This window comes from Pseudoalteromonas sp. DY56-GL79 (assembly GCF_041414765.1).
GTDB classification, from domain to species: Bacteria; Pseudomonadota; Gammaproteobacteria; order Enterobacterales; family Alteromonadaceae; genus Pseudoalteromonas; species Pseudoalteromonas piscicida.
In genome coordinates, this window is record NZ_JANHZS010000018.1 from 38,059 (window position 1) to 62,511 (window position 24,453).

19 protein-coding genes and 1 tRNA gene are annotated in these 24,453 nt (G+C 41.0%); 19 read left to right on the forward strand and 1 reads right to left on the reverse strand.

The annotated features are described in order from the left end of the window. Positions 1-190: 190 nt before the first annotated feature. From NO992_RS14100 to nagP, 3 genes are all read left to right on the forward strand, one after another. Positions 191-2,263, forward strand: a complete 2,073-nt coding sequence (locus NO992_RS14100) for a M13 family metallopeptidase (protein ID WP_371378127.1) — start codon at positions 191-193, stop codon at positions 2,261-2,263. A 325-nt stretch (positions 2,264-2,588) separates the two neighbouring features. Beyond that, positions 2,589-5,180 (forward strand): family 20 glycosylhydrolase, encoded by a 2,592-nt coding sequence (locus tag NO992_RS14105; RefSeq protein ID WP_371378130.1) that lies wholly within the window; start codon positions 2,589-2,591, stop codon positions 5,178-5,180. A gap of 198 nt (positions 5,181-5,378) precedes the next feature. Next, a complete protein-coding gene (nagP, locus tag NO992_RS14110; RefSeq protein ID WP_371378133.1) occupies positions 5,379-6,668 on the forward strand; it encodes an N-acetylglucosamine MFS transporter NagP in 1,290 nt (429 codons plus the stop codon). 807 nt (positions 6,669-7,475) lie between these two features. On the opposite strand, the gene NO992_RS14115 is transcribed toward nagP, so the two are convergent. After that, positions 7,476-7,551, reverse strand: a tRNA-His gene (locus tag NO992_RS14115). A 201-nt stretch (positions 7,552-7,752) separates the two neighbouring features. Between NO992_RS14115 and NO992_RS14120 the strand changes: the two genes are divergently transcribed. From NO992_RS14120 to NO992_RS14195, 16 genes are all read left to right on the forward strand, one after another. Beyond that, positions 7,753-8,571 carry a mechanosensitive ion channel family protein gene (locus tag NO992_RS14120; protein WP_371378136.1) on the forward strand — a complete coding sequence of 273 codons (819 nt, stop codon included), beginning with the start codon at positions 7,753-7,755 and terminating at the stop codon, positions 8,569-8,571. A 14-nt stretch (positions 8,572-8,585) separates the two neighbouring features. Then, positions 8,586-9,377 carry a YdiY family protein gene (locus NO992_RS14125; RefSeq protein WP_371378139.1) on the forward strand — a complete coding sequence of 264 codons (792 nt, stop codon included), beginning with the start codon at positions 8,586-8,588 and terminating at the stop codon, positions 9,375-9,377. Between the two features lie 85 nt (positions 9,378-9,462). After that, entirely contained in the window at positions 9,463-12,135 is a 2,673-nt protein-coding gene (locus tag NO992_RS14130) for an SLBB domain-containing protein (RefSeq protein ID WP_371378142.1), read from the forward strand. Further along, on the forward strand, positions 12,135-13,079 hold the full coding sequence (locus NO992_RS14135) for a Wzz/FepE/Etk N-terminal domain-containing protein (protein ID WP_371378146.1): 945 nt from the start codon (positions 12,135-12,137) through the stop codon (positions 13,077-13,079). The genes NO992_RS14130 and NO992_RS14135 overlap by 1 nt, the downstream gene beginning before the upstream one ends. Before the next feature lie 100 nt (positions 13,080-13,179). Next, complete coding sequence (gene wecA, locus NO992_RS14140; RefSeq protein ID WP_371378149.1) at positions 13,180-14,253, forward strand: UDP-N-acetylglucosamine--undecaprenyl-phosphate N-acetylglucosaminephosphotransferase; 1,074 nt, start codon at positions 13,180-13,182, stop codon at positions 14,251-14,253. Positions 14,254-14,257: 4 nt separating this feature from the next. After that, entirely contained in the window at positions 14,258-14,674 is a 417-nt protein-coding gene (gspG, locus tag NO992_RS14145) for a type II secretion system major pseudopilin GspG (protein ID WP_371378152.1), read from the forward strand. Between the two features lie 4 nt (positions 14,675-14,678). Next, the gene (locus NO992_RS14150) at positions 14,679-16,328 is read left to right on the forward strand and encodes a GspE/PulE family protein (protein WP_371378155.1); all 1,650 of its coding nucleotides are present in this window, start codon (positions 14,679-14,681) and stop codon (positions 16,326-16,328) included. Further along, positions 16,328-17,530: a type II secretion system F family protein gene (locus NO992_RS14155; protein ID WP_371378158.1), complete on the forward strand. Its 1,203-nt coding sequence runs from the start codon at positions 16,328-16,330 to the stop codon at positions 17,528-17,530. Before NO992_RS14150 ends, NO992_RS14155 begins: the two co-directional genes overlap by 1 nt. Before the next feature lie 2 nt (positions 17,531-17,532). Continuing rightward, positions 17,533-17,922 (forward strand): type II secretion system protein, encoded by a 390-nt coding sequence (locus NO992_RS14160; RefSeq protein WP_045987919.1) that lies wholly within the window; start codon positions 17,533-17,535, stop codon positions 17,920-17,922. Beyond that, positions 17,909-18,337, forward strand: a complete 429-nt coding sequence (locus NO992_RS14165; RefSeq protein WP_045987918.1) for a PilW family protein — start codon at positions 17,909-17,911, stop codon at positions 18,335-18,337. The genes NO992_RS14160 and NO992_RS14165 overlap by 14 nt, the downstream gene beginning before the upstream one ends. Beyond that, positions 18,327-18,992, forward strand: coding sequence for a type II secretion system protein J (locus NO992_RS14170; RefSeq protein WP_371378162.1), 666 nt, complete (start codon positions 18,327-18,329; stop codon positions 18,990-18,992). The genes NO992_RS14165 and NO992_RS14170 overlap by 11 nt, the downstream gene beginning before the upstream one ends. Next, a complete protein-coding gene (locus tag NO992_RS14175; protein ID WP_119231951.1) occupies positions 18,992-19,843 on the forward strand; it encodes a type II secretion system protein GspK in 852 nt (283 codons plus the stop codon). Before NO992_RS14170 ends, NO992_RS14175 begins: the two co-directional genes overlap by 1 nt. 7 nt (positions 19,844-19,850) lie before the next feature. Then, entirely contained in the window at positions 19,851-20,984 is a 1,134-nt protein-coding gene (locus tag NO992_RS14180) for a hypothetical protein (protein WP_371378165.1), read from the forward strand. Beyond that, complete coding sequence (locus NO992_RS14185; protein ID WP_371378168.1) at positions 20,977-21,543, forward strand: GspMb/PilO family protein; 567 nt, start codon at positions 20,977-20,979, stop codon at positions 21,541-21,543. The genes NO992_RS14180 and NO992_RS14185 overlap by 8 nt, the downstream gene beginning before the upstream one ends. Further along, positions 21,536-22,045: a hypothetical protein gene (locus NO992_RS14190; protein ID WP_371378171.1), complete on the forward strand. Its 510-nt coding sequence runs from the start codon at positions 21,536-21,538 to the stop codon at positions 22,043-22,045. Before NO992_RS14185 ends, NO992_RS14190 begins: the two co-directional genes overlap by 8 nt. Positions 22,046-22,058: 13 nt before the next feature. After that, positions 22,059-24,116 (forward strand): type II secretion system protein GspD, encoded by a 2,058-nt coding sequence (locus NO992_RS14195; RefSeq protein WP_371378174.1) that lies wholly within the window; start codon positions 22,059-22,061, stop codon positions 24,114-24,116. The last annotated feature ends 337 nt before the right edge of the window (positions 24,117-24,453 follow it).

A 24,453-nucleotide genomic window follows, 5' to 3' on the forward strand; every position in this document is an offset into this window, starting at 1 on the left:
GGTTTGATAGGAAACACAGTTAGAAGGAATTCTTTTCAAGCCATAAAGGTTATGTCTATATTACATTCACCTATATGCAATTGACTTGCTTGATTATTTAACCTGAGGTTTGGATAAGTAATTTAAGCATTATTTTATCTAGATGAATGGAATTCGGCGTTTACAAGCGAAACTCTATCAGGGGAATAAAATGAAGAAATTATCACTGACCGCTGCAAGTGTTGCACTTGCATTGGGATTGATTGGTTGTAGTGAACAACCGCAAACACAACAACAAAAACCAGCGGAACAAGCCGAAGCACAAAAGGCAGTTTTGAATTCTGGTATCGAATTAGAAAATATTGATAAATCAGTGCGCCCACAAGATGACTTCTATTTTCATGTGAATGGTCACTGGTTAGAAAAAACTAAAATCCCTGCAGATAAGTCAAATTATGGCTCTTTCTCGCAGCTCTATGATGAGTCGCAAAAAGCACTGCGTAAAGTACTGGAAGATGCTGCAAATAATGCATCTGCAAAAGCGGGTAGCGATGAGCAGAAGCTGGGGGCGTTTTATCAAAGCTATATGGATGAGGGGGCGAGAAACGAGCTGGGCTTAAACCCAGTTAAGCCTTATCTGAAAGAAATTCAAGACTTGAAGAGTAAGTCGGAGCTACCAGCTATCTTTGCTAAAATGCGTTTAACGGGCGCAAGTACACCGTTTGGTTGGTACGTTAATAATGATGCCAAAAATTCAAGCGAAAATGCACTTTATATGTTCCAGTCAGGGCTTGGTTTACCAGATCGCGATTACTATCTGAAAGATGACGAAAAATTCAGTAAGATCCGTGAGCAGTATCAGCTTTACATTGAACAGTTGTTGGCAAAGGCTGGTCATAAAAATCCAGGCCAAGCTGCACTGAATATTGTAGCGTTAGAGAAGCAAATTGCCGAGGCGCAATGGACACGTGTTGAAAGCCGCGACGCGACTAAAACCTATAACAAGCTAAGCAATGATGCGTTTAATCAATTAATGCCAGACTTTGATACGTCAGCATTTCTAACTGCGCTTGGTATCAAAGCAGATTCACTTATTGTAAGCCAACCTAGTTTCTTTGAAGGGCTATCAAAAATCATTGCTGATTCAAAGTTAGAGACATGGCAAGACTACTTAACGTTCCACTTCACCAATGACTACGCAGAGCTACTAAGTAAAGATGTAGTTGACCTTAAATTTGGGTTCTTTGGTAAAACATTGACGGGTGTAGAGGAACAAGCACCAACGTGGAAAAAAGCGGTAGATGCAAGTAATTCTGTACTGGGTGAAATGTTAGGCAAGATTTACGTAAAGTCTTATTTCCCACCAGAAGCGAAAGCGCGTATGGAAGAGTTGGTTGCTAACCTTATTAAAGGGTTTGATCAGGCAATTGATGGTCTAGAGTGGATGAGTGCTGAAACAAAAGTAGCAGCAAAAGACAAGCTCAATAAGTTTACGCCGAAGATTGGTTATCCTGACAAATGGAAAGATTACTCAGCACTTGAGATAAGCCCTGACGATCTTGTTGGTAACTATGTACGCTATAGCCAATTTGCTAATCAGGAAATGATCGATAAATTAGGTAAGCCTGTGGACCGTAGCGAGTGGTTGATGACACCACAAACGGTGAACGCGTACTATAACCCAGTGAATAACGAGATTGTATTCCCTGCTGCGATTTTACAGCCACCATTCTTTAACTTAGAAGCGGATGATGCAGTAAACTACGGCGCAATCGGCGCGGTTATTGGTCACGAGTTAGGCCATGGCTTTGACGACCAAGGTGCTAAGTACGATGGTGATGGTAACCTACGTAATTGGTGGAGTGAGTCTGACCTTTCACAATTCGAAGCACGTAGCCAAAAGCTGGTTGAGCAATTTAATGGTTTTAAACCATTTGAGGATGCTGGTGTAAACGGTGAACTGACACTGGGTGAAAATATTGGTGATTTAGGCGGATTAACTGTCGCTTATAAAGCGTACCACATTTCACTAAGCGATCAAAAAGCGCCGGTTATTGACGGTTACACTGGAGAGCAGCGCTTCTTTATGGGCTGGTCACAAATTTGGCGTCGCAAATACCGCGATGAAGAGCTGCGTAATCGTCTGATGACAGATCCGCATTCACCAAGTCATTATCGAGTGATTGGTGTGCTGCCGAATATGCCAGAGTTCTATAAGGCATTTGATGTGAAAGAAGGCGATAAGATGTATCTTAAACCAGAAGACAGAGTGAAAATCTGGTAATTTCACATTTTGAATTCGTGGCGGTTTTATTGTGTTTTTTCAGTAAAGCCGCCGTTTTTTACGACATCCAATTGCAACCCTCTGAACTTCCGACAAAATATCACACTCAATTCAGCACTTTCTGCAAGCACTCGCTATTTCCAAGGCAAGTTCATCGCTATTTGATGGTATTTACAGCCAAATCAGAGTAGCTTCATTTTGTCTAACACAAGGATATGAAAAAATAATGATAGCGCTGTCATTTTAACTTTTATATGATGTTTAGGAACAATAAGTGATTAAATGATGTTCATTTTGAATTGAACATGAAGACTGGGAGCAAAAGATGAGAATAAAAACGACTTTGCTTGGGGCGATAATTGCTGGGTGCTCGTTCTATACACAAGCATCATTCACGCAGCAGCAGTTAGCGCAGTTTGCAAGTGACACGCATTTTGAATTTGCGGTAGAAAATAACTTCAGTAATGGTGCTGGGGGCTTTAGCGGTGCTATTACACTGACTAACAATTCAAAAGTTGATCTACCAAAAGGACAAAGCGATTGGCAAATCTATTTGCACTCAGTTCGTCATATCTCAACGGAAACAGCTGAAGGTCTGCGCTTTGAGCATATTAATGGCGACCTTCATCGTATCACCCCTACCGATTCGTTTGCTGGCTTAAAAGCCGGTGAAAAGCTCAAGTTAGCTTTTGATGGTTCGGCTTGGGTTGCTGCATACAGCGATTTTATGCCGCGTGCCTTTATTGTGTCAGGTAAAAATAAACCGGTCATTTTTACAAATACTGATACAGAAGATATGACGCAATTCGTTGCGCCATTTGAGCGTGAGAACCAGCTGAAAAGATACAATACACCGACCGATTACACGCAGATAGCGAACGCAGCGCTGCGTTTTGAACGTAATCAAAGCAATATTTCCGTCTCAAAAGAAGATGCGCTAAGACGTATCATTCCAAAGCCTGAGCACATCGACTTTAGTCGTGGCGAAATCACTCTTAACAAAAACTGGCAGATCCGCTTTGCTGGACGTTTGAAGTCAGAAGTTGCCGTTTTTCAAGAAGACTTATCAGAGTATGGACTGGATTTAAAAGCTGAAGCTAATCACGTGCCTGAAGGGAATATCCCGACGATCCGCCTTAAAGTTGCGAAAAGTCTAGGGCGCGATTATGACTACAACCAAGCAGGGTCATATACATTAGATATTGATGATGACGTGATTGAAATCACGGGTATTGATAACGCCGGTGTGTTTTACGGTATTCAAAGTTTGCTAGCGCTATTTCCAGCCGATAGTAACAATGAAATTACCTTGTCTCACGTAGAGATCAAAGACTCTCCGCGCTTTAGCTGGCGTGGCATGCATTACGACAATGCCCGTAACTATCATGGTAAAGATGCGTTATTTAAATTAATTGAACAGATGGCGCGTTATAAGTTAAACAAGTTCCACTGGCACTTTTCAGATGATGAAGGCTGGCGCTTGGAGATCCCTGGGCTCCCTGAGTTAACAGAAGTCGGCGCATTCCGTTGTTTTGATTTACAAGAGCGTGAGTGCTTACTGACTCAGTTGGGCACAGGTCCTTTCAAAACGGGAAGTGGAAATGGTTACCTTTCTCGCGAGGACTTTGTCGAGTTACTTAAATTTGCCACTGCGCGTCATATCGAGATCATTCCAGAAATCGAAAGCCCAGGGCATGCTCGTGCTGCGATTAAGTCGATGGAGGCGCGTTATCACAAATTGATGGAAGCAGGTAAAGCGCAAGAGGCCAAAGCCTATCTTCTGAACGATATTAATGACACTTCAAAGTATCTAACCGTGCAACTCTATACTGATAACTCTATTAATGTTTGCTTGGACTCAAGCTATGCCTTTATGGAGAAGGTGGTATATGAGCTGCAAGAAATGTATCGCGATGCTGGCACTATGCTAACGACAGTCCATTTTGGTGGCGATGAGGTTGGAAAGGGCTCATGGACTGAATCACCAGCATGTAATGATCTATTTGCGGTAGCTGACAACGGAGTGGCTGGACCCAATGATTTAAAACCATACTTTACTCAAAAAGTTGCAAAATTACTTGCTAAACGTGGGATCACCCCAGCCGCTTGGGAAGATGGTTTAATGTATAACACCACGACGACCTTTAAACGTGATGAATTCCCAAATCCACAGTTTTTGGTAAATACTTGGGATAACATTTGGGAGTGGGGGGTTGCAGACAGGGCCCACCGCTTTGCAAACAACAATTACCAAGTTATTTTGTCTCACGGTACACATTTGTACTTTGATCACCCTTACGAAGCGCACCCTGAAGAGCGCGGCTATTATTGGGCAACTCGTTACACAGATACGAAAAAAGCATTTTCGTATATGCCAGATAATATTTATGCAAATGCGGACTTCACGCGAAACCGTGAGCCTATCGTGAACCTAGAAGCCTTAGTTGGTCGAGAGTTGCCCGCGCTTAAAAGACCGCAAAATATCCTTGGTATGCAAGGGCAAATATGGAGTGAGACCATTCGCTCGGAAGACCAAGTGTTACGATTGATTTTCCCTCGTTTGCTTTCGCTTGCAGAGCGCGCTTGGCATAAAGCGGATTGGGAAGGGCGTCGTATTAACCAAAAAGAGTTAAACAAGGACTTCTCAACCTTCGCTGCAGCCTTGTCTTTAAAAGAGATTGCAAAATTGCAAAACGATGGCATTAAACCAAACCTTCCGGTTCCTGGTGCCAAAGTGGTGCTGGGTAAACTTGAAGCGAATAGTGCTTTCCCTTATCTTGCAATCGAAGTGAGCTTAGACAATGGTGAATCTTGGCAGCCTTATACTGATCAGATGAGTATCTCAGATGAAAGTAAGGTATTGTTGAGAACGCGAGCCGGAGAAAAAAATACGAGCCGTGTCACAGAGTTGAAATAAACCCTCGTATTCAGTTTATCGCAAAAAAGGGCAATGGCCCTTTTTTGGTGATAATTTTGCTCAAATTCTAACTGGTAATGAAATAGATTTTAACGTAAAGTTAAATGTCAGCGCTGTCATTTTTGTAAAAAAGCAGTGAGCAAAGCAAAAAATAACAAGGCAAAAAGCCATACAAACAATAAACGATGAGTAATGTTTATGGAAGCTACCGTGTCGAATACAACAAAACGAAGTAACGCGATCCCTATGGCAATTGTCGCCGCCATGTTTTTTATTCTTGGCTTTGTGACTTGGCTTAATGGGTCGCTAATGCCATACTTGGAGCAAGTATTAAAACTAACTCCTCTCCAATCTTCATTTATTCTTTTCTCTTTTTATATTGCGGTGACATTTACCGCGGTTCCTTCTGCTCTAGTTATCCGCAAGGTGGGTTATAAAAATGGTATGGCCATCGCAATTGCAATGATGATGTGTGCGGCGTTGCTATATATTCCAGCGGCTAAAACACAAATGTTTGCATTGTTTTTGTTTGCTCAATTTACCATGGGTATTGGACAAACATTATTACAAACAGCTGTAAACCCGTACGTGGTGCGTATTGGGCCTGAAGAGTCAGCAGCTGTACGCGTAAGTATTATGGGTATACTGAATAAAGGTGCTGGTATTGTTGCACCGCTTGTATTTACCGCGTTGGTGCTGAGTAACTTTACTGATATGGCAGGTAAAGAGCTGACTCAAGCTGATATCGATGCAATGGCAAACGGTCTTATCGGCCCATATTTAGGTTTGGCTGCATTTATTGGTATTTTTGCCTTGGGTATTAAGTTTGCACCACTACCTGAAATAGAAAAAGATGATGAAGAAGAGCATGGCTCGGTGAGAGAAGCGCTATCTCATCCTAATCTAAAACTAGGTGTGATCGCACTGTTTTTGTATGTTGCGGTTGAAGTGATCGCTGGTGATACGATTGGTTCATTTGCGTTAGCGCTGGGTGTTGAAAAATATAGTGTGATGACGTCTTATACTATGGCTTGTATGGTTACGGGCTATATTTTGGGTATTATATTGATCCCGAGAATAATATCGCAGGAGAGGGCGTTAACAGCATCTGCCGTGCTTGGTGTGCTTCTCACGCTCGCAATTTCATTTGGTAGCCCAGACTCATTTGTCATTTCAAATCTATTTGGATTATCAGCGTTGCCTGATATTCTATTGATGGTCGCTATTTTAGGTTTAGCAAATGCCATTATGTGGCCAGCTATTTGGCCGCTCGCATTATCTGGACTTGGCAAGCTAACCAGTGTAGGCTCTGGTCTATTGGTTATGGGTATTGCCGGTGGTGCATTCGGTCCCGTGTTCTTAGGTTTAGCAAAGGGCACCTCAGGTACGGTGGAATCACAGCAAATTGCACACCTTGTAATGTTACCTTGCTATCTATTTATAATCTTCTACGCTGTGAAAGGTCATAAGATCAAAAAGAAAGCGTAGCAAGAAAATGTAAAGCATTTCTATGTATGTAGAAATAATCCCGTGTGTGATGCCACCTGAATAAGGTGGCATTTTTTTATGTCTAAATCACTCCCTACCTGCAAAACCGCCTCAATGCCAAGATCTTTTCCGCGATATAAAATCGCTGCTACGCTGATATCTGGTGCTTGTTATTTGGTGTTTGTCGTGTAGGAGCTACTTTATGTAGCGAGGTTTTCATTCTTAAGTCGCGATGTAAAATCGCTGCTACTCTGATATCTGGTGTTTGTCGTGTAGGAGCTACTTTATGTAGCGATGTTTTCATTCTTAAGTCGCGATATAAAATCGCTGCTACGCAGATGTTTGGTGCTTGTTATTTGGTGTTTGTCGTGTAGGAGCTGCTTTATACAGCGAGGGTTTAATTCTTAAGTCGCGATATAAAATCGCTGCTACGCAGATGTCTGGTGCTTATTGTCTGGTGTTTGTCGTGTTGGAGCTGCTTTATGTAGCGAGGGTTTCATTCTTAGTCGCGATATAAAATCGCTGCTACGCTGATATCTGGTGCTCGTTATTTGGTGTTTATTGTGTGGGAGCTACTTTATGCAGCGAGGGTTTCACTCTTAAGTCGCGATGTAAAATCGCTGCTACGTTGATATCTGGTACTTGTTGCTTGGTGTTCGTCGTGTAGGAGCTACTTTATGTAGCGAGGGTTTTATTCTTAGTTGCGATATAAAATCGCTGCTACGCAGATGTCTGATGCTTGCTATTTAGTGTGTAGGGGTCGATGTGTGTAAAAATAAAAAATGTGGAATACATTTATAGAAAGAGTGGGGCGACTGATGGGACTTGAACCCACGACAACCGGAATCACAATCCAGGGCTCTACCAACTGAGCTACAGCCGCCACAAAAGACTTGAACACCTTGTCTGGTGTGGCGCGCATAATACATAAGTTTTTTGCAAATGCAAAGGGAAATATCGAAAAAACTTAATAAAAGTTTTTTTTCGGAGATTATTTCCGCATACAGCAAATATTCATATATCCTATGTATGATCCAGCCGATCTAATGATAAATAACTGCTTAATATAAAAAGGGGGATGAGTATGGAAGCTGTTTGGAAATGGGTTAATGAGAACTCAGATTTAATCTTACACTATGTGCTTCAAGGCGTTATAGCACTAATAATTTTCTTCGTTGGCTTAAAACTAGCTAAGCTCAGTGCTGATCTCACCGAAAAAGCATTTGGTAAACGCAAAGTAGATAAAGCGGTAGGCTCATTCGTTGCCAACATTGCTTATGCGATTGTGTTTGCCGCGACACTGCTTATGGCATTATCTCAGGTTGGTATCGAAACCACCTCATTCATTGCTATTCTAGGTGCAGCCGGTTTGGCTGTTGGTCTCGCGCTGCAAGGTTCACTTTCTAATTTTGCATCTGGCGTACTTATTATTATGCTACGTCCGTTCAAGTCAGGTGACTATATTGAAGCTGGCGGCAAAGCCGGTAGTGTACAAAAGATAGAAATCTTCTCTACAGAGCTTCGTACTCCTGATAACAAAGTAATTGTAATGCCAAACTCTGCCATTATGTCCGGTGCGATCGTTAACTACTCGCGTGAAAAAACACGTCGTATTGACCTTGTTATTGGTGTTGGCTATGACGCAGATCTAAGAGAAGCAAAAGCAGTATTAAAGTCTGTACTAGATAATGAACCAAGAATTCTTAAAGAACCTGCGTACAATGTTGCGGTACTAGAGCTTGCGGATTCAAGTGTTAACTTTGTCGTTCGCCCTTGGGTTAAAACAGAAGAGTACTGGCCAACGTATTTCACACTTGTGGAGAATATTAAAATTGCGCTAGACGAAGCCGATATCACCATTCCATTCCCGCAAATGGATGTTCACCTACACAAAGATCAGTAAAAGGTTAGTTAGAAATGAAATTAAAGGTTTTAACCTGTTGTATTCTTGTTGCAGCAAGCGCTAATGCAGCGGCAGAAGGCAAAGCTAAGAAGCCAAAGAAAGTTTGGGATGTAACCAGTGAAGTGGGTGCGATTATCACCAGTGGTAATACAGAAACAACAACCCTAAAAGGTGGGATCAAAGCTAAGCACAACCTAACTAACTGGAATAACGAGTACAAGTTAGAGGGCTTCTACAAAGAAGACACGCGTGAAAACGATGCGGGTGTAGATGTTACATCTCGTACTAACGAAAAATACTCAGCATCAGTTCAAGGTAACTACAAGTTAAATGAAGATAACAGCCATTTATTCGTGTTTGGCTCTTATGTTTCAGACTACTTTGGTGCTTACCGCAGTGAAGCAGTTATTTCAGTGGGTTACGGTCAACGTTTATTCGAAAACGACGACATGTATCTTAACGCTGAAATCGGTCCCGGTGTAAAGCGCTTTGAGCATCAAGACGATAGTACTGAACTTGACGATGATGGTGAATTACTAGCTGGTACTTCTGAAAGCGAATTCATCGGTGTTGGTAAACTAGATTATCAATGGCAGATCTCAGAAAACGCACGTTTTACACAGCTTATCGCGATTGAATATGGTGATACCAACACCAAGACAACGTCTGAAACAGCATTGTTGACTAAAATCAACGGCTCTCTACAGATGAAAGTGGCATACAACATCATCCACAACTCAGACGTAGCAGACGATAAAGAAAATACTGATACAGAAACCTCACTTACTTTGGTTTACAGTTTCTAACAAGTATCTTGTCAAAGGGCACCTCAGTGCCCTTTTAATTCTTCCAAACTTCGGTAGAATGCCTGAAGTTTAACAAAAATCCACAATGGAAGAGATTTACGTGAAGTTCCTCAGACTATTACTCCTCTCAATGCTTTTTTTGATCTCACATCAAACAATAGCGGTAACACCCAGTAAACAGCAAATAGAGCAGTTTAAAAAGCTCCCCAAAGCACAACAAGAAGCCTTAGCAAAACGTTATGGTTTTGATGTAAGTGTGTTAGATAACAACAAAAAAGGTGATAAAAAGAACGAAGAGAAGGAATCTTCGATTTTACCACGTGACAAAAAGGGGTTACTGGAAGAGGAAGAGGAAGAGGATAAATTCAAACCAAAGTTAGAAGAGCTTAAGCCTTTTGGTTATGAGCTCTTTGCTGGTGAGCCTACGACTTTCATTCCTTCTGAGTTGGCTGCTATTCCAGATACATACTTGCTTGGGATTGGAGATACAGTAAAAATCAACCTGTATGGTAAAACCAATGAAGAGCACGAAGTACAAATCGACCGTGAAGGGCGTCTCGCAATTCCTAACCTAAGCCCAATTCATGTAATTGGTTTATCATTTAAGGAATTGAAAGCACTGATCTCGAAAAAAATCTCTGAGGAAATGATCGGTGTTCAAGCTTTCGTCTCGATGGGTGAGCTTAACCCTATGCGTATTATGGTAGTAGGTGAAGCCTATAAGCCTGGTAGCTATACAGTGTCTCCTCTCGCCACTGTCACACACGCTCTGTTTGTTTCTGGTGGAGTGAGTGATAATGGTTCGCTGAGAAAAATCCAAGTCAAAAGGGCTGGTAAGCTAGTTACTACCTTCGATCTCTATGACTTATTGCTATTTGGTGATAGCTCTGATGATGTAGTTTTAAAGCCTGGCGATGTTGTATTTATTCCGCCAGCAGCTAAGAAAATAAAAGTAAAAGGTGAAGTTAACCGTCAAGCTATCTTTGAGCTTAAAGAATCAGACTCGCTTGAGAGTGTGATGGCTATGTCAGGAGGCTTCAAAGCTAATGCGAATAAATCGAAAGTGGTTGTCTCACGCTACAACGGTGATGGAAGGCGCATTACCCTAAACTACAACTTTACTGAAAACACAAGCTACAAACCACAAAACGGTGATGAGATTTCAGTCAACGCTGCTTCAACTCGTTTTCAAAATACTGTTACTGTTGTTGGTGCGGTAACCAGCCCAGGTCATTATGAATGGCATCAGGGTAAGACACTCAAAGATATCTTCAGTGCGCCACGTGAAGATTTGCTATCCATTGCAGATTTTGGCTACTCATTGATTATTCGTGAAGTTAACTTTGAAGGCGATATCGCTATCCATCAGTTTTCTTTACAAGATATTTTTAACGGTAAAGCGGGGGATATAGAGCTCGAGTCTAACGATACAATCGTCGTATTTAGCCGTTATCAGCTTAAAGAAGAAGAAGAACAGTTATTAGAAGACCTCGCGTATAACAAAGAGCAACTGAAACTACGTGAAAACGTGAAGTTATGGGAGCAATTTGAGCGTGATGAGTTCTTAAAATATATTGGTTTGAAAGAAGATGAACTATTTGAACTTGAGGAAGAAGTTAAATTAATCACAAGTATTGATGCACTTTTTCAAGAGCCTGAAGAAGTAGAAGAAGAAGACTATGCGGTATTTAGTCGTCAAAAGCTACTTGCGCCAATTGTCGCTAAGCTACAGAGGCAGGCAACACCTAGCGAACCTGCAAAATTGTTTGCAGTAAACGGTCAAGTTAAGTTTCCTGGTGTTTATCCATTATCTGAAAATGCAGATTTCCAAAAAGCGGTGCAAGCTGGCGGTGGATTTCTAGAAGCTGCGTATCTCGAGCAGGTTGAGCTAACTCGTGTTGTTTATAATGATGGTAAACAGGTTGAACACATCCAACTCAATGGTTTGAACGAGTTGGCTAATCCAACTCAAATACTGACGAGCAAAGATACTGTTAACATTTTCCCTAGACCTAATTGGCAAGAAAGGCTACAAGTTAAGGTTGTTGGTGAGGTTAAGTTCCCTGGGACGTACACCATTAAGCGTGGTGAGACACTTGATAGCCTACTAGAAAGAGTTGGTGGTTTTAATCAATTTGCACATAAAGAAGCAGCAATTTTTACGCGTGAATCTATCAAGCGTAAAGAAACCTCTCAAATTCAACGCCTAACTCAAGAGTTAAGACGCGATATCATTACTAATACTTTCCAAAAAAGTGCCACTGCAAATACTTCTATGCCATATGAAGATATGGATCAAATATTAAAGGATTTATCGAAGGTTGAAGCGTTAGGACGTTTGGTTATTGATCTTGATAAACGTTCAACCCAATCTTTGCAGTTAGAAGATGGTGATGCGTTATATATCCCAGCGATGCAAGACTCTGTTAGTGTCATTGGTGAGGTTAATCTGGCTGCAACGCACTTATTCGATTCATCCAAGTCTGTTGATGACTACATTAAAGCTAGCGGTGGATTAAAGCAAAAAGCGGATGATGAGCGTATTTATATCATTAAAGCCAATGGTTCAGTTGAATTACCAAGTTCAGGATCATGGTTTGCAGTCAGCAGCCATGGAGGCCAACTAGCGCCAGGCGACACGATCGTTGTACCTCTAGACGCTCAACATATTGATAGCTTGACACTGTGGAGTACAGCGACACAGATTATTTATCAGCTTGGCTTAGCTGCGGCTTCAATTGCAACGCTTAACAAATAATGGATAACAATAAACAGATGACTGAAGCTGATATCATTAAAAAAAATGAAGTTGATTTGACTGAAATTTTGTCAGTGCTTTGGAGGGGAAAGTGGCTAATTATATTAATCACTGCTGTATTTGCTGTATCCAGTGTGTTTTTTGCACTTTCTCTACCTAATACTTATAAAGCGACAGTATTACTTTCACCTGTTGAAGATACTCAAGGCGGCATGCTCTCAAATTTGAAATCGGAGTTTGGCGGCTTAGCTGCAATGGCAGGGGTGAACTTAGGTGGAGGAAAGGGCGATAAATCAGCACTTGCGCTTCAAGTAATGCAAAGCCGCTCGTTTTTAAATAACTTTGTTGGAAAATATGAGTTAAAGCCAAAGCTGATGGCTACTGAGGGGTGGGATCTGGGCAGTAATCAGCTGATATATAACGCTAAAGTTTATGATAAAGAAGCAGGTATTTGGCTCAGAGATGTTGCAGCACCTTTTAAGCCTGAACCAGGCATTCAAGAAGTCTTTGAACATATCAGAGCACAAAATTTAGCTGTGATAGAAGAAAAGGAAAAAGGACTAATTACTATTGCAATGACTCATTATTCCCCCTACTTAGCGAAGGAAATGGTGGAAAACATCGTTGTGGAAATTAACGATTACATGAAAGCAGAGGCAGTAGCAGAGTCCAATGTAAAAATAGAGTATTTGAAAAAGGCATTAGCGGAAACATCGGTTGCAGATATGCAGAAGATATTTTACCAGCTGATCGAGCAACAAGAGCAGACAAAGATGCTAGCGCAAACACAGTCGCAATATGTGTTTAAGACAATTGATCCTGCCATTCTACCGATCCAAAAAGCTGGACCAAAGCGTGCATTGATTTGTCTTGGTATTACTTTCCTAGGCAGCGTGCTTGCGTTTGTTCTGTTATTATTTAGACATTTTGTGCTCAGAAAGTAATTTTTGGGTAGGGTATAGAGTTGTTATTTAGTGTTATTGGCAATTTAGTTTAAATTTAATTTCTATTACAATGGCGCGTTAATTAGATAATGATGGAAGCATGTGGATCTTTATGGTCATTTTCTTTGCATTTTTAGCATCGTACTGTTCAATTTTTATGATTAAGCCTGTCGCTGAGCGTTTTGGCTTAGTTGACGTACCCTGTAGCCGAAAAAAGCATGTGGGTGCTATTCCGCTTATCGGTGGTGTATCGATTTTTGTGGCAGTGTTGGCTTCAATCATTGTATTTTTGCCACTTGAGAAAAAGCTGATAGTTTACTTAATTTGCGCTGCTGCTATCGTCCTTCTTGGGGTAATTGACGATTATCGCCAATTAGGAGTCAAGATCCGTTTAGGTGTGCAGGCTTTAGTTGCACTCATTATGATGTGGGGCTCCGACGCGTATATTCATAACTTGGGCAATTTGTTTGGATTTGGGTCTATTGACTTAGGGTTGTTGGGTATTCCTTTTACAGTCATTGCTGTTATTGCTGCTATAAATGCCTTTAACATGATTGATGGTATAGACGGCCTAGCTGGTGCCATGAGTATTACAACGTTTGCAGCCATTTTAATATTAATGGGAGTTAATGGTGGTCAGTTATCGGTTTTACCGTTAATCATTATTGCAACCATAGTTCCCTATCTCGCTTTCAACCTAGGCGTATTGGGTCACCGAAATAAGAAAATATTTATGGGTGATGCGGGCTCTATGTTCATTGGGCTGAGCGTCATTTGGTTGTTAATGATAGCTACTCAATCAGAAGTAGATAACGCTTTTAGTCCAGTTACTGCGCTTTGGATAATTGCTATTCCACTGATGGATATGATGGCAATTATCATTAGGCGTGTTAAAAAAGGCCATTCTCCATTCAAAGCAGACAGAGATCATTTACATCATGTCTTTATGCGTATAGGTTTTAGCTCCAGAAAGGCCTTAATTACGATATCAATGTTGGCTGTATTTCTTGCGTCGATAGGGATTGTTGGAGAGTTGATAGGTATTCCCCATTGGTTTATGTTAGTCTTATTTATCGGTATTTTTGTTGCTTATTCTGCTTGTATTCAACATGCATGGAAGGTAGCACGGTTTTTAAGAAAGCACGTCTTTATCAAAAACAGAATTAAAGAGTAGTTCAATGACAAACAATATGAAGACAAAGAGTAAACATAACGGCTTCACCATGATGGAGTTGTTAATTGTGATCGTAATTTTAGGCTTGTTAATGTCACTAGTCGCGCCTGACTTTTTCAAAAGGTTGAGTTCATCAGAGCGTAAAATAGCAGCTGCTCAAATGTCATCATTTGAAACTGCAATTGATACTTATCGACTAGATGTTGGTAGCTATCCAAAATCATTGCAGGAATTGAGAAGCAGTGATGTGGCAAGGTGGGATGGACCGTATCTACCAAAAGATGTCCCTATGGACCCTTGGGGTAACGCATATGTTTATAAAGTTCCTGGAGATAATGGCGCGCCCTACTTATTGAAGTCACTGGGTGCTGATGGCCAAGAAGGTGGTGAAGAAACTAACGCAGATATTGTTCATCAGTAATTTTATGGAACTTAATCAACTTCTAACTGAACGCTTTGACGTAAATTTTAGTGATATTGAAAAAGCGTTAAGCTACCAACAAAAATATGGCGGTAGGCTTGAACAAATATTGGTTAATATGGGTAGTTTACCAGAGGATCAGTTACTCGACCTATATGCGCTGTATCTAAATCTACCAATGATTACTTCGGAGCAGCTTAATGATTTCGATAGTGAAGAAATAAAAATTTCTTCAGATATTGAGGTTTGTCTCGAGCATAATTGGGTACCGCTAAGCACTGATGAAAGCAATTGGAGTTTTGCGGTACTAGAGCCTTTAGATCCTTTCATGAATCAATGGCTATTCAAGCATAAGATTAACCCTAATATCATCTTAGCTTCTGCATCAGATATTAACTTACTTAAATCAAAACTTGATACATCTGAAGAAGTTGAATCAGATATTTTCAGCGCAGAAGAAGAAAAGCTCAAAGAGTTGGCAACGGAAGCGCCGACAGTTAACTTACTAAACTCGTTAATAAGCCGAGCGCTTCGACAAGGAGCTTCTGATATGCACCTTGAGCCATATGAGGGGCGCTATCGAGCAAGGTTTCGTGTTGATGGGGTATTGCACGAAGCAGAGGTTATTCCCGCTAGCAAACAGTTACCCATAGTTACTAGGCTGAAAATTTTATCAGGTATGGATATTGCTGAGCGTCGGCGTCCGCAAGATGGCAAGATTGAAATGAAGATTGCTAATCAAGACATCGATATTCGGGTTTCGGCTTTACCACTTAATGATGGTGAGTCTATCGTAATGCGTTTTCTTAGGAAAGAAAGTGTCAGATATGAAATGTCTGTATTAGGGTTATCTCAAGATATAGAACAAAGTATCCGAGAAGATATAAAGAAGACCGCGGGGGTTGTTTTGTTAACGGGACCTACGGGCTCGGGTAAAACGACAACACTTTATACTTTCCTGAACGCACTAAATAATGATGACGTTAAAATTATAACACTCGAAGATCCTGTTGAGTATCAGCTTGAAGGTATCAACCAAGTTCAGGTAAATAGTGAAATAGGTTTTGATTTTGCTGCTGGTCTTCGCTCAATTGTTCGTCAAGACCCAGATGTGATTATGCTAGGTGAGATCCGGGATAAAGAGACTGCACAAATTGCATTACAATCCGCATTGACTGGGCATTTAGTGTTTTCAACGGTACACACGAATGATGCGGCGAGCGCATATACTCGTCTTCTAGATTTAGGAGTTGAAGAGTTTTTGCTAAATGCGGCATTAATCTCTGTGGTTGCCCAACGTTTAGCACGCAAGGTTTGTGAACACTGCGCGACAAGCGATCCGGACAGTATTGAGTTAATCAAACAATACGATCTAGACAATATTGCGACCAAATTTTCCTTAGATAAAATTAATCTACAGCGTGGTACTGGTTGTGAGAAATGTGCACATACAGGTTACAAAGGGCGTTTAGCTATAACTGAATACTTAGCATGTGATGATACTATTAAGAGTACTCCAAAAGATGCTGATTTCATTCAAAAAGCAAAGGTGCATAACGCGAGCAGAAACCGGCGCACTTTACTTGAGGATGGTCTTTATAAAGCGATCCTCGGTCAAACTACCATTGATGAAGTTGTGAGGGTTGCTGGCTAATGGCTTCGTTTAGCTACAAGGCTTTCGACTCTATGGGAGGAAAGTGTGATGGCCTTATCGAAGCGGATAGCCTTTCCTCAGCTCAGTTACAGCTAGAAAAAGAAGGTTTACTCCCCTATGAGTTGAAAGAGCAACAATCATCACGTCAGGGAAACCGCTTTTTTGAAGAACGCGTCAGTTTAGCTGATTTGGAGTTTGTAACGTCTGAACTGAGCTTACTACTGGCAACAGGTATCAGGATCGACCGAGGCCTGGACATTATTCGAAAAACGAAGGCTAAGCCTGTATTAGCTAAGCTGTTGTCTGATCTTAGTCAAAGCCTAAAAAAAGGCAGTAGTCTCTCTCAAGCCTGCAGAGCACATCCTAAAGTTTTCGATAGTCTCTATTGCAATTTGATTGAACTCGGCGAAGCATCTGGAGATCTCGCTGGTACGTTCGCAGGGCTGTCTCAGGATTTAAAGTTTAAGCGTGACCTTAGAAAAAAAATTGTTAGCGCGATTACTTATCCTGTCGTCATCTTTTTTGTCTGTGTACTCAGTATTTTATTTATCTTTAATGTGATCATTCCCAAAATGGCTGATATGTTCGCGAATATTGAGCAACTACCTTGGTACACACAAGCAATGCTCGGGACTAGTGCATGGTTTAACCAAAATCAATCATTACTATTTCTAGGACTCGTTACTGCTTTTGCGGGAGTTTATTTTGCCAGTAAGAATGAACGTATAATTGCTTGGTGGCATCGAATTGTATTACAGCTTCCCATTTGTGGTACTGCGGTAAAAACGGTTGAAAGGATCCGTTTTAATACCGGTTTAAGCTTAATGCTAAAGGCTGGGGTACCAATTGATAAAGCGCTAGCACTCGCAACTGGTAATATCCGGAATCAGCAGCTTTACGCTGAATTGGAAGTCGCTCGAAAAAAGGTCAAACGCGGAAATCAATTAACTCCTTCACTACAGCAGTCTTCTCTCTATCCGTCTTTTTATATTTCCCTACTAGAAGTTGGTGAGGAATCTGGAAAATTAGAAACTGTATTTGATGAAATTGCGAGTCGCTCAAGGCAAGATTTTGAAACTTGGACCGATAGAATCACTTCGCTTCTAGAACCTCTGATGATCCTTTTTATGGGGGTTTTTGTTGGTGGTGTCGTGGTTGTGATGATGCTTAGTATGATCTCACTCAATGATGTTGGCTTTTAAGCATGAATACTATGCGCGGCTTCACAATGATTGAGTTGTTAATTGTGCTTACCATTATGGGCTTGATCATGTCTTTGGTAGCGCCTTTATCTCTAAAAGCAATTAACCGCTCAGATGCAAAAATGGAATTAGTTGAGGTAAAAAACTGGTTGCGAAATAGAGCCAATAAAGCATTTCTAGAGCAAAGAGATTATTTGGTGGTACTAGAAAAGGATAACGGTATTGTTTTTCAAGGCGAAACAGCAGTCGAAAGCAAGCAACTAAAGTACATACAGTTCCCTAAGCAAGAAATTACGCTTAATCGCTTCGGTATGATCTCAACCGACAGCATTACTACTCATTACCTTGGACAGCCTTTTCAAATTGAGTTGCAGGGTAATGATGCACCATAAAAAAGGCTTTACGCTTGTTGAGCTTCTCGTTTCAGTTGTTATTTTATTGGCGGTGATCACTACAGTCTCCATGCTTTACCGAGGTGCATTTATTAGTTCAGAGAAAGCATCAAAGTATGTTCAATTTTCAACTGCAATTACGGGAGTATTGGACACTGTACGATTTGACATAAGGCATGCTCCTTTTAATCAAACTAGATTGGAAGGTACAGGCACTAATGGAGGGGTATCATTCCGCTGGGATGCCTCAGCAATTAAGGAAAAAGGTGACTCGATTTCAGGTACCTCAGATATTGCGATCCAACTACAAACAACGAGCAATCAATATAAGTTATGGCAAGTCTCGCTTGAGGTTGAAGCTCAAGGCATAGTCCGTCAATACCAATTTAAAGAGGTGAGTTGGCGTGGCCGTTAAGCAAAAAGGGTTCACATTAGTTGAGCTGCTGATATCAATTACTTTATTAAGTTTAGTAATGGCGACAGGTACCTTTGCGTATTTCCAGTTTGCAAGTCGATGGGATAAAGAGCTTGGTGATTTTCAGCAGCAAGCCCAAACAGCGAAAGTAGTAGCACAGCTTGAGCAGGTACTTAAAGGGGTCATTCCCTATGTTGTTAGAGATAAAACGGGGGAGCCCACCTTCTTTTTTGTAGGTTCTGAATCAAGGTTATTGGCGGTGACGAGTAATGGCCTGATTAATGGTGGACCTGAAATATTTCGCTTGGTGATCCAACAGAACAAAAATGATTTTCAGTTGGTGTATCAGGCCATTGCCTTGGAACAAACGATATTAACGTCTATGGAGCAATCGCTGGACTTCAGCAATAGTAAAGTGTTGCTTAGCAACCTTCAGCGAGCTGATTTAAGTTATTTCGGATGGCGGGATTTGACGCTCAAGTCAAGTAGAACGCCAGGCACAGCGCCAAACTGGTTTGAAAACTATCGCTCGCAAGAGCGAGGATTAACGCCAGAGTATATTAAATTGAATATTGATGACTTTACACTTTTTTCCCAGCTAGATAGAGAGCCTAGCCGTTGGAAAGGTCACTTTAGTGAGAGTGGGATGTTATGATGCAACAAGGAATAGCTTTACTACAAGTTTTACTTATCACCGCTGTGCTTAGTTTACTTGGTTTGTTCATGACTAAAACAGCACGGCAGCAAGTTGAAATAGCAGCTGCATTCGACAACAGAGCACAAGCTCTGGTTGATAATTATGATGCTGAAGCAACGGTTCTTTTTGCGTTATTAACAGAGTCAAAGTCACCAACTTCGCCTTTTTCAAATGATCTGCCAGCACTAACTGGCGTCTGGAATTTTTATGGTGAAGATTTTCGTTATGGGGATCATGCGAGCATCCGCCTTCAAGATTTAAGAGGGCTGCTCAATCTTAGTTATCCATCGGAACAAAGGTGGTTGCGAGTATTGACGCATAAGGGACTAAGCGACTATGATGCTCGGCTACTATTGAGCCAAATACAAGATTGGCAAGATGTCGATAAGTTATCTAAGCACTCTTTACCAGAATCAGATTATAAAAACGGTATCATTCAAACTTGGTCTGAGTTATCACATTTGAATATCTCGAGTTCTTTGCGTAAGTACTTGGAGCAAAATGCCACAATGTATAAGAAAAGTGTGTTTAATCCGATGACAGCTCCTGATAGTTTGTTACATAGTTTGTATGACGTACCAGTAGTAGAACAAATTATAAAGATGCGTAATGAGAAAACGTTAACCCCAGCATTATTTTCAGCGTATACAGGGGTTGAGCAAAGCCGAAACATCACTTTGTTTCCGTCCAGTAATTATAAGATAAAAATTGAGACTCAGCTGGGCGATGCACGCGTAAGTCGTACGCTTTATTACCTATTAGATCCAAACAAGTCAAAGCCAGTAAATTTAGTGGCTTCGGAAGGTTAATAACACAATGAGTGAACATGCATTGCTAGGTTGGCAAAAAAGGCTGATTTGTAATCTGGTTAGTTACTACAAAGATAGTCAGCACTTTCATCTTAACTATGACAAGGATGGGTGGCATTTAATCAAGTCGTCGTCACCAAAGCTTATCCAAATCGTTGCTAGAAACCATTATATTGAGCAAGTCGATAAACTGCCTGTAACTGATCGCAAAGCATTAAATAGCTTGTTAAAACTGCGTAAGCAGAAGCACAGCGCTGAGCGCTATTCCACGCAGATCCGCGCTCAAGATGAAAGTACGTCAATTTTAAACAGTTGGTTATTCGATATAAAAGCTGAAGGCTCATTAGTTGTGATACCTGAATCGGTGTTAATTGCCATCGGTGAATCTAATTCGAGCATCACCTTGGTTAATAACGAGTATTACCTTGCACAAAGAAATCAGGTGATATATTCCGTTGCTCGCTTTGGGTTAGTGAATTCCCCTGAGCGTTTTGCAAACACGGTTGGCATAAGCTTTGATACCGTATCTGAAATAGATTCAGAGAGAAGTCTAGTAAAGCGCATGGTCGAGTCTATCTTTCCTTTTCTTAAGCGCTCTGTATCTAGCTTTATTCAGCCACAAGGTTTATTGGCTTATCAAGCTTATTTCAAAAAAGCTGCAGTGTTCAGCGCCATTGCATGTGTATCATACTTCGCGCTAAGCAGTGCTTACTTGGTGGCCAAAAAAGAATATCTCCAAGCTGAGCTCAGTGGAAATCAAAGTAATATTAATCAAGCATTATCAACATTTTCAGAGTATGAAAAGAATCAGAGTAGAGTCGAAAATTGGCAAGCAGTAATGCAGGATGTACCTAAGGTTTCACCAAACTTGCTTTTATTGGATAGCGTTCGGGGTAAAGCTAGGATCGAAAGCTTACAATATAAAGGCGACCGATTTGTAATTCGAGGAGAGAGCTCAAATGCTATTGCCGTCCTCGAGTCACTCAGTGAATTTGACTGGGTTCTAGATCCTAAATTTGACTTCCCTGTTAGAAGTTATCAAGGAAAAGAAGAGTTTGTAATTAGCTATACAATTCCGGTAAGTACCTATAAAGCTGAATATCAACCAATAAATGAACGTACAGGTGGCGACCATGGTTGAGCAACTAAAACAATATAAAATGCTCCTAGCATTGGTGATTCTGTTAGCCACAATAAAATTTGCATTAGTTCCGCTTTTCACATGGCAGGAAGAACAAGTTGAGAATATCGCTCAAATTGAGAAGCGTCTATTTAAAGCGGAACAGGTAATGACACAGCTTCAACAAATCGAGCTCGCAAAAGAGCAGGTTGCTGATGTAGCACGTGTTTTCACCACAATGTTATTTGATTGGCAAGAACCTTCGAAGTTTAGAATTGATACACAAAAGCAAGTCAATCAATGGCTCACAGAACATAATTTGTCGACTATTAATATAGGTTGGCAGCCAGCACTAAAATATCAATCAGCGGCTCTGCACAAGGAGCAAATTAGACTAAATATTTCGGGAAAATTGACCGATCTCGCTGCCTTTTTGGTTATGCTCGAATCTCAATCACCAGTCGTGGTTGTTGAATATTTCGATTTAAATATACAAGGGCTGAGCGCTGAAGAAACAGGGAGTGGAGAAGTTAGCTTGTTGCTCTCCTTTTACATACAAGAAGGGGCTAAGGGTGAATAAACTATACATCTATATCAGTATTTTTATGCTAACACTCTTTGCTATTGACGCCGTCACTCGCCTACAAACAGAAGTTAATGCTGACAGTAAGCCGTTTAGGCTAAATAACGCTGAACAAACGTTTTTACCTAAGCTATCAGAACAAAGTAAGCTTGATATTGAGCGTGCGCTTGACACATGGGTTGTTAAAAAAGTAGAACAGCCAGAGTCGCAAGATAATGGCATGAGTCCTGATGAGCAGGCAAAACAAACAGGGGAGCTGACTTCTGTTTTTGCTCGCGATAAAGAGTTGAGATTGAAGGCGGTGGTGCACTCGCCTGAATCTACATACGCCCTGATAGATATTAAGTCAGTCAAAAATGGTGCCAATGAGCTAAAAAGGTTTAATCAGGGCGAAGTGATAGAAGATTTTATTTTGACTATTAACTCTAATGTAAAAGTAGAACTCAATAAGGGTGACCAGCATATCACGCTTATTATGTACCAAAGTACGAAGCAATAACGACGGAAGCACTATGAAACAAGCACAGAAAATCTTACTCGGTTTTATTGTCACAGCGGGACTGTCGGCATGTAGTTCAGTACCTAACTCAGTTGCAGTCAACGGCTCGTACTTAGAAAAAGAGAGTAAAGGCAAAACAGTCAACAACGACTTGTCGTCACACGACGAAAAAGCGCGTCCGCAGACGCAATCGAGCGGCTTGGTATATTTACCTGCATTACCTGATGGTAAAGTAACACAAACCAGCCAACCAAACTTAGCGCAACGGTTTAGTGATAACGAGCAAGTAAAGCTGACAGCGGACAGTCTCAAAGTTAAGGATTATTTGCATTATGTATTTGGCGATTTACTTGGCGTTAATTACATCATTGGAGATGCAATCACCAACAGTGACGACGCAATAACAATTAATCTTAAAGAGCAGCTAAGCAAGCGCCGTTTATTTTCTATCAGCCAAGACTTGTTGACCGAACGCGGTATTATTATCCGCGAGCAGGATGATATTTTTTATATCCACCCCTCTGAGAATGCCTCTGGTGGAAGCGTGGTGTATGGCTATGGTAACAAAGTAGAAGATGTACCTAACACCGCCAATAGCATAATACAGATTGCGCCATTTACCAGTGGCATGCAGACGCCACTTGCGAACACTATTAGGCAGATGACAAACGTAGACGCGCAGCCTCTTTTTGACCAGCATGCGATAATGTTCAAAGGTAAGCGTGCCGAGGTGATCAGAGCCCTTGAATTTATGCAAATGATGGATAAGCCTGCATTCAGAGACCGTCATATTGGTATGTATAAATCGGTGTTTATGCCTGCAAAAGAGTTAAGTAAAAAACTGGGCGAGCTGTTAAAGCAAGAAGGCATAAGCAGTAATAGCTCAGGTTCTACAGAGCAAGCGGTTAGCATGGTCGCTATTGAGCGCACTAATAGTTTGGTCTTCTTCACCAATAATGAGGCTTTTTTACAGCGCGTTGAGTTTTGGTCGCAGCAACTCGATCAGCCAGCAGATGGCAACGAGAAGCAATACTTTATTTTTGAGCCCGAGTTCGCTCGAGCCGTAGATTTAGGCCAAAGTTTACAAAACTTGCTGGGTGGTGGAAATAGTTCTGCTGTTAGTCGCTCTACTTCGGCAACGTCAGAGGCAAAAGAGCAGCGTGAATCAACACCTCGAAGTGCCAATGTGAGCGTGAATAACGAAGACCTTCGTATGGTAGTGGATGAGCGCTCCAATGCCATTATTTTTCACACATCTGGTTCGGAATATCGCAGCTTACTTCCCTTAGTGAAGCGTTTGGATGTGATGCCAAAGCAAGTTGTGCTTGAAGTACTTATCGCAGAAGTCACACTGACGGACGAGTTTAGTCAAGGGGTTAAATTTGCACTGGCTAATAATCGCGCCGCTAGAACGGGTTACTACAATTTTACTGGAAATACAGAAACTGGGCTTAACTACGTATTAGAGGGGTTAACTGGTAAGCTAGACATTCAGCTATTTGAGAAAAACCAAAACGTTAATGTACTCTCAAGACCAACTATTGCTGTTCGTGATGGGGTTGAGGCGAATATTGCTGTAGGGGACGAAATCCCAACTGCAGGTGATATTATAACCGATCCAGTAAATGGTTCTCGCGCTTCTGTCGTGTATCGTAAAACAGGTATTGATTTAAATGTAACTCCAACCGTCAATGCGCAAGGCGTTATTTTGATGGAAATTGAGCAAGAGATCAGTAATCAAGCATCAGGTGATAAGGCCGCGGATAATCAACCGACAATTTTTACCCGTAATATTAAAACTGAGGTGATAGCAGCTGATGGCCAAACGATAATGCTTGGTGGCTTGATTAGTCAAAACAATAGCCTAACGAATACTGGCGTGCCTTTCTTCTCGGATCTACCTGTGCTAGGTAGGCTGTTTGACGGTAAAAAAGACACCAATACCAAGACCGAACTTGTTGTCATGGTGACACCAAGAGTGGTTGAGGCATCTGAGCAGTGGCAAGGCGTGATGGATGCATTTAAGAAGAATCTAAGCAGTTTAGATTTTAGTAATAATAAATCTAACTAGATGAAGTAGATTGCGCTAATATAGTCATAAAACTGACAAAAAAGTTGCTTATCTTATTCATTAGCATACAGTAAATCTGGGTTTTATACTTTTTTTTACAATTGAAAACGCGTAAAAAAACAACAGTTTATTGGGTTTTGTTGTTTTATCTTTTTGATTTTTATGTGTTTTTTTAATGGTCTTTTTGGCTGTGCTATGTTATTTGTATTAACGCTTAGTATTTGCAAAGTTAACTGCTTGACAATGCAGAGACAATGGTTAGACTAAGCATGGATTTGATCGGATGTCACTTGGGTGACGGCCTAATTGAATGATCAAATATAAGAAAAATGGGAAC